10 protein-coding genes and 1 pseudogene are annotated in these 14505 nt (G+C 70.0%); 3 read left to right on the top strand and 8 right to left on the bottom strand.

Going from position 1 to position 14505, the window contains the following annotated elements:
• Positions 1 to 119: 119 nt before the first annotated feature.
• From ACIPK3_RS03960 to ACIPK3_RS03930, 7 genes and pseudogenes are all read right to left on the bottom strand, one after another.
• A complete protein-coding gene (locus ACIPK3_RS03960; protein WP_402566405.1) occupies positions 120 to 1493 on the bottom strand; it encodes an alpha-amylase family protein in 1374 nt (457 codons plus the stop codon).
• Between the two features lie 413 nt (positions 1494 to 1906).
• Complete coding sequence (locus ACIPK3_RS03955; RefSeq protein ID WP_402566850.1) at positions 1907 to 2338, bottom strand: hypothetical protein; 432 nt, start codon at positions 2336 to 2338, stop codon at positions 1907 to 1909.
• Positions 2339 to 2347: 9 nt separating this feature from the next.
• A pseudogene (locus ACIPK3_RS03950) lies at positions 2348 to 2700 on the bottom strand (maleylpyruvate isomerase N-terminal domain-containing protein); the annotation flags it as partial.
• 162 nt (positions 2701 to 2862) lie between these two features.
• The gene (locus ACIPK3_RS03945) at positions 2863 to 4533 is read right to left on the bottom strand and encodes a glycoside hydrolase family 13 protein (RefSeq protein WP_402566403.1); all 1671 of its coding nucleotides are present in this window, start codon (positions 4531 to 4533) and stop codon (positions 2863 to 2865) included.
• A 203-nt stretch (positions 4534 to 4736) separates the two neighbouring features.
• On the bottom strand, positions 4737 to 5645 hold the full coding sequence (locus tag ACIPK3_RS03940) for a sugar ABC transporter permease (RefSeq protein ID WP_402566401.1): 909 nt from the start codon (positions 5643 to 5645) through the stop codon (positions 4737 to 4739).
• Positions 5646 to 5658: 13 nt separating this feature from the next.
• Positions 5659 to 6663 (bottom strand): carbohydrate ABC transporter permease, encoded by a 1005-nt coding sequence (locus ACIPK3_RS03935; RefSeq protein ID WP_402566399.1) that lies wholly within the window; start codon positions 6661 to 6663, stop codon positions 5659 to 5661.
• 102 nt (positions 6664 to 6765) lie between these two features.
• The gene (locus ACIPK3_RS03930) at positions 6766 to 8040 is read right to left on the bottom strand and encodes an extracellular solute-binding protein (RefSeq protein WP_402566397.1); all 1275 of its coding nucleotides are present in this window, start codon (positions 8038 to 8040) and stop codon (positions 6766 to 6768) included.
• 334 nt (positions 8041 to 8374) lie between these two features.
• On the opposite strand from ACIPK3_RS03930, the gene ACIPK3_RS03925 reads away from it, so the two are divergent.
• Both ACIPK3_RS03925 and ACIPK3_RS03920 read left to right on the top strand, forming a co-directional pair.
• Positions 8375 to 9415 (top strand): LacI family DNA-binding transcriptional regulator, encoded by a 1041-nt coding sequence (locus ACIPK3_RS03925; RefSeq protein WP_402566395.1) that lies wholly within the window; start codon positions 8375 to 8377, stop codon positions 9413 to 9415.
• Between the two features lie 37 nt (positions 9416 to 9452).
• Positions 9453 to 10316, top strand: a complete 864-nt coding sequence (locus ACIPK3_RS03920; RefSeq protein WP_402566393.1) for a phosphatase PAP2 family protein — start codon at positions 9453 to 9455, stop codon at positions 10314 to 10316.
• A 51-nt stretch (positions 10317 to 10367) separates the two neighbouring features.
• Here the strand turns inward: ACIPK3_RS03920 and ACIPK3_RS03915 are convergent, their stop codons facing one another.
• Positions 10368 to 13373 carry a bifunctional [glutamine synthetase] adenylyltransferase/[glutamine synthetase]-adenylyl-L-tyrosine phosphorylase gene (locus ACIPK3_RS03915; RefSeq protein WP_402566391.1) on the bottom strand — a complete coding sequence of 1002 codons (3006 nt, stop codon included), beginning with the start codon at positions 13371 to 13373 and terminating at the stop codon, positions 10368 to 10370.
• Between the two features lie 283 nt (positions 13374 to 13656).
• Between ACIPK3_RS03915 and ACIPK3_RS03910 the strand changes: the two genes are divergently transcribed.
• A complete protein-coding gene (locus ACIPK3_RS03910; protein WP_402566849.1) occupies positions 13657 to 14505 on the top strand; it encodes an alkaline phosphatase family protein in 849 nt (282 codons plus the stop codon).

The raw sequence follows: 14505 nt of genomic DNA, 5'->3' as shown, positions 1-14505 counted from the left end.
GTCTGCTCTCTTGGGTCGGGCCCCACACCCCCGGCACGGCTGCGTTGCCGGGCGCCGGCGTGACCGTATCGCCGGCGCAAGGTATACAGCAAGAGTCTTGAAACATCCGGCAAGGATTTTCAACAGGCTGATTTGCCCTGATAGATGGCGAGTGCCGTGTTCGCACCGAGGGTGGCGGTGAACTGGCCGCCCGAACCCACGGTCACCGTCGCGTTGTTCTGGACGTCGCAGTAGGTACCGGCCGGAAGGCTGGACTGGAAGGTACGGGTCAGGGACGAGGTCTCGTGGTTGACGACGACGTACCCCTTGCTCCCCCGCCCGAACGCGATGGCGTTGTTGCCGTTGTCCCACCAGTTCGTGATCCCCTGCCCCCGGGTCGCGTTGCGGAAGGCGACCATGCGGAGGATCTCCGGCCAGGCGTGCTGGCACTTCCAGCCGTCCTGCCAGCAGGCGTTGACGGTGCCACCGTTGGGCGGCCCGGCGTCCGCGTCCGACCACTCGTAGCCGGAGTTGATGTCGGGTGCGCCGTAGGGGTGGGCCAGCATGAAGACGTTGGCCAGGGTGTAGGCGGCGCCGCTCTTGTAGTTGAGGGTGGAGCCGTTGCGCTCGGTGTCGTGGTTGTCGACGAAGACACCGGCGACCGAGCTGCTCAGGTAACCCCAGCCCTCGCCGTAGTTCTTCAGGTAGGCGAGGCGCTCGCTGTTGAACACCCGCTTGAGGTCGTAGGCGTAGCGGAACTCCTGGACGTCTCCGTTGCCGGTGTACTCGGCGGGCTGGACGGCCTCGTTCGCGCCGAAAATGACCTCCTGCTTCCAGTAGGCGCCCGGGTTGTTGAGCCGTGACTTGATGTTCGCCAGGTCCTCGGCGGGGATGTGCTTGGCGGCGTCGATCCGGAAGCCGTCGGCCCCGAGGGAGAGCAGGTCGTTCATGTACCCGGAGATCGCCTTGCGGACGTACTCCTCCCCGGTGTCCAGGTCGGCGAGACCGACCAGTTCGCAGTGCTGCACGTTCCAGCGGTCCTGGTAGTTGCCGACCTGGGCCGTGCAGTCGTCGAAGTCGTGGACGGAGTAGAGGCCCGGGTAGTCGTACTTCGTGTACGACGAGCCGCCGGTACCGGTGCCGCCGCCCGCCGCCATGTGGTTGACGACGGTGTCGACCACGACCTTCACTCCGGCCGCATGGCAGGCGTTGACCATGCCCTGAAACGCGGCCCGGTCACCGAGGCGTCCGGCGATCCTGTACGACACCGGCTGGTACGACGTCCACCACTGCGGGCCCTGCATGTGCTCGGCGGGCGGGGAGACCTGCACGTATCCGTACCCGGCGGGGCCGAGGGTGCTCCCGCACTCGCGGGCGACGGAGTCGTACCGCCACTCGAAGAGGACCGCGGTGACGTCCTTGGTGCCGGGTGGGGAAGCCTGCGCATTCGTCGGGCTCATCACCACCAGAGCTGTCGCAAGGGCGAGCGCGCCGGAGAGGGTTCGGAGTGACATGTGGGGGTTCCTTCGCCGTTGAAGGCTGACACTGAAGGGAGTTGATGAAACCTTGCTGAAACCTTTCGGTGGCGAGATGTTAGGGGTTCGCTCGCCGAAAGGGGAGCGGGCGGGGGAAAGTTGATGCGAGAAGCAGGGTGGCCGGGATCGAGCCATGCCGTGGCCGAAGGGGACGTCGGGTTGTCCCAGGAGGAGACGTGTTCACCTCCGTCGACGGCCTGCGCTTCGTCGTCCCCAGGCGTTCGCCGGGTACGGGCGGATTGCCGAGACCCTCCACCTCCTGGCGGTGGCAGGCCCGTGGACGACACCTGTCGGCGGCAGATGCACGAGCAACCCCGAGGCTGCCACGGCGTGGTTGTGGCCGTTGACGGGAGGCATGCCCCGGGGCGTGCGAGGTGGCGCGGCGTCACGTCCTACTCATCCGGGTCCCAGGCGCTGAGCTGCTCGAAGAGACGTCGGTCGCCGTCGAGCTTCAGGGAATGGACCGGGATGCGGTTGTGCAGGATGAGGACCAGCTCGCTGGCGGTGCCCTGAGCGGAGAAGAAGGCGGCGGCCGCGTCCGGGGCCCGGTCGGCGGCGGCGACCGGCATGGTGCCGGGCCCGGGGAGGCGGGCGGTCCGTGCGCCGTCGGCGGAGAGCGAGAGGCGCCAGGAGCGGCCCTCGGATGCGTGGAAGTCGATGGCAGCGGGCCCGTGCGGACAGGCACTTGTCGTTGCGACGCAGGTGGACAGGAACTCGTCGACACCATCGAGCGCGACCTCGTCCGGCAGCGGCTGCGGGGCACCTGTGGTGATCTGGGCGTCGTATGTGTGCACCACCATCTGCTGGAGCTGGTGCCGAGCCACGGCACTCGCGGTCTGCGGCGACTGCGACGTCTCCCACCACGTCCAGCAACCGCGGTCCGGGCCGGCCTTCCGCGATGCGTCCAGCAGTTGCTCCGTGGACTCCGCCAACCAGGCCGGCAGGGCCTAGCGCTCCCCAGGCGCAACCGGGGCGTCCGCTGCGACTTGGCCGGAGCAGGCCCTGCGGCGACGGTGGCGGCCCAGGCACGGCGCCCCTCGCCGATGTGCTCCGCCAGATCGAACAGCGTCCACTCGGGGCAGGTCGGCACCTGCACGTCGAGGCTGGGCGCGGAGGCGATCGCGGCGCGGAAGGCAGTCGCCCGTTCGTCAACCAGTCGCAGCAGAACGGGGAACCCGAGTGACATTGTCACCCTGAACCCCGTTCACTGCGTTCCGACAATCGGACAGCGATTTTCACAGCCGCCATCGCGGCGCTCCCTCGCTCAGGGAACGAAAAGCCCGGCTCACGCAGACGGGGCAAGCACACTGCGAGGCATTGCTCCACCGACGCGGCCGTCAGTGCAGGGCTACGCCGTCGTCCACCACACCGTGCTGTCCGCGGGTACCTTCGCGCCGTCGTCCGACTCCGTCACCTCGTCGCTGGCCAGCAGTACGCGGCCGTACGACGGGATCGGGACCGACTCGCCCGTCGTGTTCGCCACGCACACGAACTCACCGCGGCGGAAGGCGAGGACGCCCTCGGGGGCGCGCAGCCACTCCACCTCTTCGCCCGCGCCCAGGTCGGGCTGGGTGCGGCGGAGGCGGAGGGCGGCGCGGTACAGCTCCAGCGTCGAGTCCCGGTCGCCCTGCTGGGCTTCCACGCTCAGGCCGGCCCAGGCCGCCGGCTGCGGGAGCCAGCTGCCGGCCGGGCCGAAGCCGTACGACGATCCCGTGCGGGTCCACGGGATCGGGACGCGGCAGCCGTCGCGGAAGCCGTCCTGGCCGGCGCCTCGGGAGAACGCCGGGTCCTGGCGGACCTCGTCGGGCAGGTCCACCACGTCCGGCAGGCCCAGTTCCTCGCCCTGGTAGACGTATGCCGAGCCGGGCAGTGCCAGCATGAGCAGGCTGGCGGCGCGGGCGCGGCGCAGGCCGAGTTCACGGTCGCCCGCGGTGCGGATCTGGGTGCCGAGGCCGGGCGGGTTGGCGAACCGGGTGGCGTGCCGGGTGACATCGTGGTTGGAGAGGACCCAGGTGGCGGGGGCGCCGACCGGGCGCATGGCCGACAGCGTGCGGTCGATGACCGTGCGCAGTTCCTCGGCGTCCCATTCGGTGCCCAGGTACTGGAAGTTGAACGCCTGGTGGAGTTCGTCGGGACGGACGTAGTTGGCGGTGCGCTCGACCGTCGGGGTCCAGGCCTCGGCGACGAAGATGCGCTCGCCCGCGTACTCGTCCAGGACCGTGCGCCACTGGCGGTAGACGGCGTGCACGCCGTCCTGGTCGAAGAACGGCATCACATCGTTGCCCAGCAGTTTCAGCTGGTCGTGCGAGCCGAGGTCGGGCAGGCCGTCCGCCTTGACCAGGCCGTGGGCTACGTCGATACGGAAGCCGTCGACGCCCATGTCCAGCCAGAAGCGCAGGATCGAGCGGAACTCGTCGCCGACGGCCGGGTGTTCCCAGTTGAAGTCGGGCTGCTCGGGGGCGAAGAGGTGCAGGTACCACTCGCCGTCCGGTACGCGCGTCCACGCGGGGCCACCGAAGATGGACTCCCAGTCGTTGGGCGGGAGTTCGCCGTTCTCACCCTTGCCGGGGCGGAAGTGGTAGCGGTCCCGGAGGGGGGAGCCGGAGCCTTCGGCGAGGGCCCGCTTGAACCACTCGTGCTGGTCGGAGGAGTGGTTGGGGACCAGGTCCACGATGATGCGCAGGCCCAGCTCGTGGGCGTCGCGGATCAGGGCGTCGGCGTCGAGCAAGGTGCCGAACATGGGGTCCACGGCGCGGTAGTCGGCGACGTCGTAGCCGGCGTCGGCCTGCGGCGAGGCGTAGAAGGGGCTCAGCCACACGGCGTCCACGCCGAGGTCGCGCAGGTACGGGAGTCGGGAGCGTACGCCTTCCAGGTCGCCCATGCCGTCGCCGTTGCCGTCGGCGAAGCTGCGCGGATAGACCTGGTAGATCACCGCGTCCCGCCACCAGTCGCGGCGCTTGGCGACGGTGACGGTGGCGGAGTTCGGTGCCTGGTCGGAGGTGGGGGGCTGCTGGCTCATGGCGTCCTTGGTGCGTAAAGGTGTGCGGGTCAGGGAGTCGTGGGTACGGCGGCGGGGGCGGGGCACCGATGAGTGCCGGCGGCCGCGGTGCCTGCGGGGTCTGGAGATCCCCCTGCTCGAAGAGCCTGGGGGAGGCACCGCGGCCGCCGCCCGCGCGGTCACGTCGCGCGGGAGCCTTTCCCGAAGGGGCCCGCCTCGCGGGCTCAGCCCTTCGTGCCGCCGGCGGTGAGGCCGGTGACCAGGTTCTTCTGGACCAGGTAGAAGAAGATCGCCACGGGTATCGCGATCAGCACCGCGGCCGCGGCCATGAGGTTGCGCTGCGCGTCGTGCTCGCTGATGAAGGTCTGCAGGCCGACGGCGAAGGTGTACTTGTCGTCGCTCAGCATGAACGTCGACGCGAAGGCGACCTCGCCGAACGCGGTGAGGAAGGCGTAGAACGCGGCCACCGCGAGTCCGGGCTTGGCGAGCGGCAGGATCAGCCGCAGGAACGTGCCGAACGGGCTGAGCCCGTCGACCCGGCCGGCCTCGTCGATCTCGAACGGGATCGTGTCGAAGTAGCCCTTCAGCAGCCATGCGCAGTACGGGATGATCGTCGTGCAGTTGATGATGATCAGGCCGAGGTAGCTGTCGATGAGGCCGAGTTCGGACATGATCTGGTACATCGGCACGATCAGAACGGCGATCGGGAACATCTGCGTGAGCAGCAGCAGCCACATGAACTTCTTGTAGCCGGGGAAGCGCATGCGGGAGACCGCGTAGCCGGTGGTGGCGGAGATCAGCACGCCGACGAGGGTGACACCGCCGACGACGACGAGGGTGCTCTTCAGCCAGTCGAAGAACGCGGTGTGCCGGAGGACGAAGGTGTAGTTGTCGAACGACATCTTGTGCCAGATCGCACCGGGGTGGAGATAGTCGTCCTTGTCCGGGCCGAGCGACAGGTACACCAGCCAGGCGATCGGGAAGAACGCGATCAGACTCGCGGCGATCAGGGCCGAATGGGTGAGGGCCGAGGCGACGGGTCCGCGGTCGCCGCGGCGGCTGACCCGGCTCCGGGCGGTCGCGGGGGCCTGCTCGGTGACGGCGGCAGAGGTCTCGACGGTGCTCGTTGTCATGGGGACTCCTGCCTCAGATCGCGAGCTGCTGCTCATTGCGGTTCAGCCAGCGGCGGTAGAACGAGGTGAAGACGATCAGGATCGCCAACAGCAGGATGCCGTAGGCGGCGGACTGGGCGAAGTCACGCGGCTGCTGTCCGAAGCCGAGGTAGTAGGCCCAGGTGACCAGGATCTGCGCGTCGGGGGCGGTGCTGCCGAACAGCAGGAAGATGACGGCGAACTGGTTGAAGGTCCAGATGACGCCGAGGAGTACGACGGTGGAGCTGACGGACCTGAGCCCCGGCAGGGTGACGTACCTGAAGCGCTGCCAGGCGCTCGCGCCGTCCATCTCGGCGGCCTCGTACAGCGAGGCGTCGATGGCCTGGAGTCCGCCGAGCAGCGAGACCATCATGAACGGCACACCGCACCAGGTGTTGACCATGATCGCGGCGGCGCGTTGCCAGAAGGTGTCCTCCAGCCAGTCCGGGGACGGCAGGTGGAGCGCGTCGAGGAACGTGTTGAGGACTCCGCCGTCGGCGAGCATGAAGCGCCAGCCGAAGACGGTGACGAAGGTGGGCACGGCCCAGGGCAGGACCAGGACCATGCGGTAGAAGGTGCGGCCGCGGAGTTTGCCGTTGAGCAGCAGGGCGAGGCCCAGTCCGATGGTGTAGTGCAGGAGGACGCAGGCGACCGTCCACACGATCGTCCAGACGAAGTGCGACCAGAAACGGTCGTACGACGTCGGGCCGAACAGGATGTCCTTGTAGTTGTCGAGCCCGATGAACTTGTAGGTGGCGTCGATGTGGTTGACGCCGATCGTGCGCGCGGTGTTGAGGCTGTTGGCGTCGGTGAGCGTGAGATACAGGCCGTAGACCAGGGGGTACAGCACGAGCACACCGAGCACGACCGCCACCGGGGCGATCATGGCGTAGGCGTACCAGTGTTTCTGGTAGCCGTTCTTGAGGCGCCGGCCCAGCCCTGGGCGGGGCGCGCGGTCACCGCGGCGCTTGCCGGTCGCGCGGTCGATGGCGACTGTCATGGGTTCGACACCTTCGGGAAGATCGGGGGTGGGCCTGGGCGCGGCCGGTGGCCGCCGGATCCCTCCCCCCACTTCCAGGGAGATCCGACGGCCACTCGGGGCCTACTTGCTGAAGTCCGGAACCAGCTTCTGGATGGCCAGTTCGACGTTGCCCAGACCCTTGTCCAGGGACTCCTTGCCACCGGCGATCTTGGGCAGCTCGGTGTCCAGCGGGCCCCACAGCGAGCTGTACTCGGGCAGTGCGGGGCGCGGCTGGGCGGCGGAGAGGACCGCGCCGTAGCCGGCGATGCCCGGGTCGGCCTTGACCTGGTCGGTGTAGGCGTCGTCGCGGGTGGGCAGCGTGGAGTTCTTCATGGCGACGGCCGACTGGGACTTCGCGGAGGTCATGAAGTTGACGAACTTCAGCGCGGCGTCCTGGTGGGCCTTGTCCGAGCCGGCGTAGACCGAGAGGTTGTGGCCGCCGGTCGGGGCGCCCGCCTTGCCGGAGGAGCCGGCCGGGACGGTGGCGATGCCGAGGTTGGACTTGTCGGCGAAGGCCTTGCCCTTGTAGAAGTTCGTGATCTCCCAGGGGCCCTGGACGATCGCGGCGACCTTGCCGTTGACGAACGCGTCCTGGATGTGCGCGTAGGCGTCGGCGGTGGTGTCGGCCTTGTGCAGGCCCTTGCCGTCGAACAGGCCCTGCCAGGTGCCGTAGGCCTTCTTGGCGGCGGCGGAGTTCACGGTGATCTTCTTGGCGGAAGCGTCGACGGTGTCGGTGCCCTCGCCGTAGAGGAAGGACTGCGCGTAGTAGGCCTGGGTGGAGCCCCAGTAGCCGTCGACGCCGGCCTTGTCCTTGACCTTGGCGGCGTCGGACTTCAGCTCGTCCCAGGTCTTGGGGGCCTCGGTGATGCCGGCCTTCTTGAACAGGGCCTTGTTGTAGACGAGCGCGAGGGTGTCGGTGACGATCGGCACGCCGTACGTCTTGCCCTCGTACTGGGCCTGGGTGATCAGGTTGGACTTGAACTTGTCCTTGTCCGCGAGGGCCTCGGTGCCGTCCAGCGGCAGCAGGAAGCCCTTCTTCGCGAAGGCCGGCGTCCAGCCCACCTCGGCGCGGAGCACGTCCGGGGCGCCCGAGGAACCGGCGGCGGTGTCGAACTTGTTCTGCGCCTGGTCGAAGGGGACGTTGACGTACTTGACCTTGATGTTCTTGTTGGCGGCCTCGAAGTCCTTGATCAGGGCCTGGTACGTCGGCGCCTCGTTCGTGGCGTTGGAGGTGTCCCACCAGGTGATGGTGACCGGACCGTCCGCCTTGCCGCTGCCGCTGTCGCTCCCGTTGCACGCCGTCGCCGTGAGGGCGAGGGACGCCACCAGCGCGGAGGCCGCTATGCCACGCCGCATGAGTTCTCCTTGAGGGGTGAAAGCCCGAGTAGTGGAGGGCGGCGTGGGGGAGGCCGCCGGGCGACGTGAACGTAACAGCGATGTAAGCGGCGCGAAAGGTCTTGCAGAAAAAAAGTGCAAGAGAACACGCAGGTTACCTGGCTGTGACCTGCGGGTGTCCTGCCCGCGACCGGGCTACGCGGCTGATCGTCGGCCGCACGGACGTTTGTGCAAGACTCTGCAAGCTCTTGCCATGCGGTGCGGGCAGGGGAATCATCCCCTTGCGAGGGGACGACGAGGAGACGAGGAAGCGCCGATGACGCGGGCACAACTCCGGCATGTACAGTCCGGTGCCGTGACCACACGGCTCGCTGACATCGCGGCGCAGGCGGGGGTGAGCGAAGCGACCGTCAGCCGCGTCCTCAACGGGAAGCCGGGCGTCGCCGCCACCACCCGTCAGTCCGTGCTCGCCGCGCTGGACGTGCTCGGCTACGAGCGTCCGGTACGGCTGCGGCAGCGCAGCGAGGGTCTGGTGGGGCTGATAACGCCGGAGCTGGAGAACCCGATATTCCCCGCGCTCGCCCAGGTCATCGGGCAGTGGCTGACCCGGCAGGGCTACACCCCGGTGCTGGCCACGCAGACCCCCGGCGGGTCGACGGAGGACGAGCTGACCGAGATGCTCGTGGACCGCGGGGTCGCCGGGATCATCTACGTCTCCGGACTGCACGCAGACACCACCGCCGACATGCAGCGCTACGAGCGGCTGCGGGCGCAGGGCGTGCCGTTCGTCCTGGTCGACGGCTTCTCGCCGAAGGTGCAGGCGCCGTTCATCTCGCCCGACGACCGGGCGGCGATGACGCTGGCGGTCACGCATCTCGCCTCGCTCGGCCACACCCGGATCGGTCTCGCGCTCGGCCCGAAGCGCTACGTGCCGGTGCAGCGCAAGATCGAGGGCTTCGTGCGGGTGATGCAGGAGCAGCTGGGCTTCGCCGCCGAGGTGATCGAGGGCGAGCTGATCCAGCACTCGCTGTACTCGCTGGAGGGCGGCCAGGCGGCCGCGACGGCGCTGATCGAGCGGGGCTGCACCGCGGTGGTGTGCGCCAGCGACATGATGGCGCTCGGCGCGATACGGGCGGCGCGGCAGCAGGGTCTCGAAGTGCCGCGGGACGTGTCGGTGGTGGGGTTCGACGACTCCCCGCTGATCGCGTTCACCGATCCGCCGCTCACCACGGTCCGCAAGCCGGTGCCGGCGATGGGGCAGGCCGCGGTGCGGACGCTGCTTGAGGAGATCGGCGGGACGCCCGCTCCGCACAGCGAGTTCGTGTTCATGCCGGAACTGGTGGTACGGGGGTCGACCGCGTCGGCGCCCGGGGAACGGAACTCTGCCCTGGGGTGACCTCCCGGACGGCCCTTTTCTGGCAGACTTGGTGCCTATGAGTGACACCGCCGTGACAGATCCGGAAGGGCCCGAGCAGGTGGCCGCTCCGCGATCCGTCACGGACGCAGGGGTATGGCGTCTGCTGCGCCGGCTGCGCAGTCCGCGACGGCCCCGGCTCCGGTTCGAGATCCTGCTGATCGCGCTGAGTTACTGGACGTACTCCCTGGTCCGCAACGCGGTTCCCGAACAGCGGGGTGCCGCACTGCGCAACGCGGACTGGCTCTGGCGCACCGAGCACCAGCTGGGCATCGCCGTCGAGGACTCGGTCAACCATGCCGTGAACTCGGTGACTTGGCTGATCGTGAGCATGAACTACTACTACGCGACGCTGCACTTCCTGGTGACGCTGGGTGTGCTGGTGTGGCTCTACCGCAGCCACCCCGGGCGCTACGCGGCGACTCGGCTGGTGCTGTTCGCGACGACGGGTGTGGCGTTGCTCGGCTACTACCTGTATCCGCTCGCGCCACCCCGCCTGATGAACGGCGGCGGCTTCGTCGACACGGTGACCATCCATCACACCTGGGGTTCGATGGCCTCGGGCGATCTGAAGCACATGTCCAACCAGTACGCGGCGATGCCGTCCATGCACATCGGCTGGTCGCTGTGGTGCGGTCTGACGATCTTCGCCCTGGCCCAGGTCCCCTGGGGCCGCGTGATCGGCCTGCTCTACCCGGTGACCACCCTCCTGGTCATCGTCGCCACCGCCAACCACTTCTGGCTCGACGCGGTGGGCGGCGTCCTGTGCCTAGCCTTCGGCTTCACCACGGCCGCCCTCTGGTACGGCACCCTGCCGTACGCCCTGCCCCGCGCGGTCGGGACCAGGGACGGGCTCGGCCCGCTCCTGCCCAACGAGGCGTAGCGGGGCACGGCGAGGTGGGCGCTCACGCCCCGTTGGCTCAAGCCCCGTGGCTCACGCCCCGTAGAAGAGTTCCTCCACCACCGCCCGTGCCCTGCGGGTGGTGCGTCGGTAGGCGTCGAGCATGTCACCCGCGTGGCCGGGGTCGTAGCCCAGGTAGCGGCCGACGGCGGCCAGCTCCCGGGGTTCGGAGGGGAAGGTGTCGCCGGCCCGGCCGCGGACGAGCATGACGGCGTTGCGGACGCGGGTGGCCAGGACCCAGGCCTCGTCCAGGGTTTCGGCGTCCTCGGTGGAGAGGAGGTCGGCCGCGCGGGCGGCGGCCAGGGCCTCCCGGGTGCGGGTGGTGCGCAGTCCGGGTTCGGCCCAGCCGTGCTGGAGCTGGAGGAGCTGGACGGTCCACTCGACGTCGGAGAGGCCGCCGGGGCCGAGCTTGGTGTGGAGTTTGGGGTCGGCGCCGCGAGGCATGCGCTCGGACTCCATGCGGGCCTTCAGACGGCGGATCTCGCGTACCGCCTCGTCGCCCAGGCCCTCCGCCGGGTAGCGCAGGGGGTCGGCCAGTTCGATGAAGCGGGCGCCCAGGTCCGCGTCCCCGGCGACGTGCTCGGCGCGCAGCAGGGCCTGCGACTCCCAGATCAGGGACCAGCGGCGGTAGTAGGCCGCGTAGGAGTTCAGGGTGCGGACGAGCGGGCCGGACTTGCCCTCGGGGCGCAGATCCGCGTCGACGAGCAGGGGCGGGTCGGCGCTGGGGATCTGGAGCAGGCGGCGCATCTCGGCGACCACCTTGTTCGCCGCCTGCGACGCCTCCCGTTCGTCCACGCCCTCCTGTGGTTCGTGGACGAAGACGACGTCGGCGTCGGAGCCGTAGCCCAGTTCGCCGCCGCCGAAGCGGCCCATGCCGATGACCGCGAAGCGGGTGGGCAGGGTGTCGCCCCAACCGTCGCGGACCACGGCGCGCAGGGTGCCCGCGAGGGTGGCCGCGGTGAGGTCGGAGACCGCGCGGCCGACGCGGTCGACGAGGGCGCCCTGGTCGGGTTCGGCGGGGTTGGTCTCGGTGCCGTAGGAGTCGACGATGTCGGCGGCTGCGGTGCGGAAGAGTTCGCGGCGGCGGACGCCACGGGCGGCGGCGACGGCGCCCTCGACGGTGTCGGCGCGGCCGACGGCGGCGAGGATCTCCTGCTCCAGGGGGGCGCGTCCGCGCGGGTCCAGCCCGCCTCCGCGTTCGCCGTCGCCGAGCAGGGCGACCGCCTCGGGGGCGCGCATCAGCAGGTCGGGGGCGAGCCGGCCGGCCGACAGGACGCGGGCCAGGTTCTCGGCGGCGGCGCCCTCGTCGCGCAGCAGCCGCAGGTACCAGGGGGTCTTGCCGAGCGCGTCCGACACCTTGCGGAAGTTCAGCAGGCCCGCGTCCGGTTCCGCGGAGTCGGCGAACCAGCCGAGCAGGACGGGCAGCAGGGTGCGCTGGATGGCGGCCTTGCGGGAGACTCCGGAGGCCAGCGCGATCAGGTGGCGCAGCGCGGCCGCGGGGTCGGCGTAGCCGAGGGCGACCATGCGTTCGCGGGCCGCCTCGGGGCTGAGCCTGGCCTCGCCGGGGGCGAGCTGGGCGACGGCGTCGAGCAGCGGCCGGTAGAAGAGCTTCTCGTGCAGGCGCCGTACGACGCCCGCGTGCCGTTTCCACTCCCGGTTCAGGTCGGTCACCGGGTCGGCGCGCAGTCCCAGGGAGCGGCCGAGGCGGCGCAGGTCGGCCTCGTCCTCGGGGACGAGGTGGGTGCGGCGCAGCCGGTGGAGCTGGATGCGGTGCTCCATGGAGCGCAGGAAGCGGTACGCCTCGTCCAGCCGGCCGGCGTCGGTACGGCCGACGTAGCCGCCCGCGGCCAGTGCCTGGAGGGCGTCCAGGGTGGTGCCGCTGCGCAGGGAGGGGTCGCTGCGGCCGTGGACGAGTTGCAGGAGCTGGACGGCGAACTCGACGTCCCGCAGCCCGCCGGGGCCCAGTTTCAGCTCGCGGTCGATCTCGCCCGCGGGGATGTTCTCGATGACGCGGCGGCGCATCTTCTGCACGTCGGCGACGAAGTTCTCCCGCTCGGCGGCCTTCCAGACCAGGGGTTCGAGTGCGGCGACGTAGTCCTCGCCGAGCGCGAGGTCGCCGGCCACCGGGCGGGCCTTGAGGAGTGCCTGGAACTCCCAGGTCTTGGCCCAGCGCTGGTAGTAGGCGAGATGGCTGCTGAGGGTGCGGACGAGGGGCCCGTTGCGGCCCTCGGGACGCAGGTTGGCGTCCACGGGCCAGATGGAGCCCTCGACGGTGGTCTCGGAGCAGATCCGCATCATGTGCGAGGCCAGCCGGGTGGCGGCGCGCAGCGCCTTGGCCTCGTCGTCGCCGGCGGTGCCCTCGGCGGGTTCGCCGACGAAGATGACGTCCACGTCGGAGACGTAGTTGAGCTCGTGGCCGCCGCACTTGCCCATCGCGATCACCGCGAGCCGGCACAGCGCGGCGTCGTCGGGCGCGGCGGCGCGGGCGATGGTGAGGGCGGCGCGCAGGGTGGCGGTGGCCAGGTCGGCGAGTTCGGCGGCGGTCTCGGCGAGGTCGGTCGTGCCGCAGACGTCGCGGGCGGCGATGGACAGCAGGCAGCGGCGGTAGGCGACGCGCAGGGAGACCGGGTCGGTGGCGTCGGCGAGGCCGCGTTCGAACTCCGCCACGCCGGGGTGCAGGTCGCGCGGCTCGTAGGTGACGAGCGCCTCCCAGTCGCGGGGGTGCCGGGCGAGGTGGTCGGCGAGGGCCTCGGAGGAGCCCAGGACGCCGAGCAGGCGGTCGCGCAGGGGTTTGGCGGCGACCAGGGTGTCGAGGAGTTCGCGGTGGGCGGAGGGGCCGGGCTGGGCCTCCAGGAGCCGTACGAGGCCGTGCAGGGCGAGGTCCGGGTCCGCGGTGGCGCCGAACGCCTCCAGGAGCACCGGGTCGGCGCGGAGGCCGGCGAGACCGTCGCTGTCGAGGAGCCGTTCGGCGCCGGAGGGGTCGGTGAAGCCATGTCGCAGCAGCCGCGTGAAGGTACTGCTCCTGCGCCCCGGCGTCATCCGCGGCCCTCCCGTCGGATCAAGATCAAGTCGTGGTGGTCCTGGCCCGAGAGTAACCGGAGAGTAGCGCGGGAGCCCCGGTGCGGGGTGCGACAGCGGTAGTTCATGTGGTCTTCATCCGCCGGGTTGGACGTCGTGAGGTACGGGCATGTTGGCGTGTGCATGCTCTGTCCGCACCGCCAGCCCCGTCCCACCCCCACCGGAGGTTGCTGTGTTCGGCAGTACTGCCCGTACGACAACGCCCCGCGGTGCGACCACGCGCCGCACCCGTACCCGCACCGCCCTGGCGTCCGTGACGGCCCTCGCCGCGGCCGCGATCGGGATGTGGTCCGGACTCGGCGGCGGGTCCGCGCAGGCCGCGGGCGCCGTACCGAGCCCGGACCACGTGATCGTCGTGGTCTTCGAGAACCACGCCTACAGCCAGGTCATCGGCTCCGCCACCGCGCCGTACATCAACTCGCTCAGGACCGGCGGCGCGAGCCTCACCCGGTCGTACGCCCAGACCCACCCGAGCCAGCCCAACTACTTCGCCCTCTTCTCCGGCTCCACCCAGGGCATCACCGACGACAGCTGCTACACGCCCGGCTTCTCCTCGGCCGCCAACCTGGCGTCCGAGCAGATCGCGGCCGGCCGCAGCTGGGCCAGCTACAACGAGACGCTGCCCAGCCAGGGATCCACCACGTGCAGCAGCGGCAAGTACGCGCGCAAGCACAACCCCTGGTTCGGCTTCAGCAACGTGCCGACCTCCACGGCGAAGACGTTCACCCAGTTCCCGACGGACTACTCGACGCTGCCCCAGCTGTCGTTCGTGGTCCCCAACCTGTGCAGCGACATGCACGACTGCTCGGTGTCGACCGGTGACACCTGGCTGAAGAACAACCTGGGCGCATACGCGACCTGGGCCAGTACCCACAACAGCCTGCTGGTCGTCACCTTCGACGAGGACAACCGGCTCAGCGGCAACCGCATCCCGACGGTCCTGTACGGCCAGCCGGTCAAGGCGGGGTCGACCACCTCGACGACGTACAACCACTACGACCTGCTGCGCACCCTGGAGGACACCCAGGGCCTGACCACGCACGCGGGCAACGCGGCCGGCGCCAAGGACATCACCGGCGTCTGGGCGTCCTGA

This window comes from Streptomyces sp. NPDC086787 (assembly GCF_044745865.1).
Classification (GTDB): Bacteria; Actinomycetota; Actinomycetes; order Streptomycetales; family Streptomycetaceae; genus Streptomyces.
The sequence above is the reverse complement of the archived record's forward strand: the minus strand, read 5'-3'. Positions and strand labels throughout refer to the sequence as shown.

Excerpts from the sequence above, each read along its gene's own strand:
- ACIPK3_RS03960 (WP_402566405.1), bottom strand. The coding sequence starts at position 1,493 with ATGTCACTCCGAACCCTCTCCGGCGCGCTCGCCCTTGCGACAGCTCTG.
- ACIPK3_RS03945 (WP_402566403.1), bottom strand. The coding sequence starts at position 4,533 with ATGAGCCAGCAGCCCCCCACCTCCGACCAGGCACCGAACTCCGCCACC.
- ACIPK3_RS03940 (WP_402566401.1), bottom strand. The coding sequence starts at position 5,645 with ATGACAACGAGCACCGTCGAGACCTCTGCCGCCGTCACCGAGCAGGCC.
- ACIPK3_RS03935 (WP_402566399.1), bottom strand. The coding sequence starts at position 6,663 with ATGACAGTCGCCATCGACCGCGCGACCGGCAAGCGCCGCGGTGACCGC.
- ACIPK3_RS03930 (WP_402566397.1), bottom strand. The coding sequence starts at position 8,040 with ATGCGGCGTGGCATAGCGGCCTCCGCGCTGGTGGCGTCCCTCGCCCTC.
- ACIPK3_RS03920 (WP_402566393.1), top strand. The coding sequence starts at position 9,453 with ATGAGTGACACCGCCGTGACAGATCCGGAAGGGCCCGAGCAGGTGGCC.
- ACIPK3_RS03915 (WP_402566391.1), bottom strand. The coding sequence starts at position 13,373 with ATGACGCCGGGGCGCAGGAGCAGTACCTTCACGCGGCTGCTGCGACAT.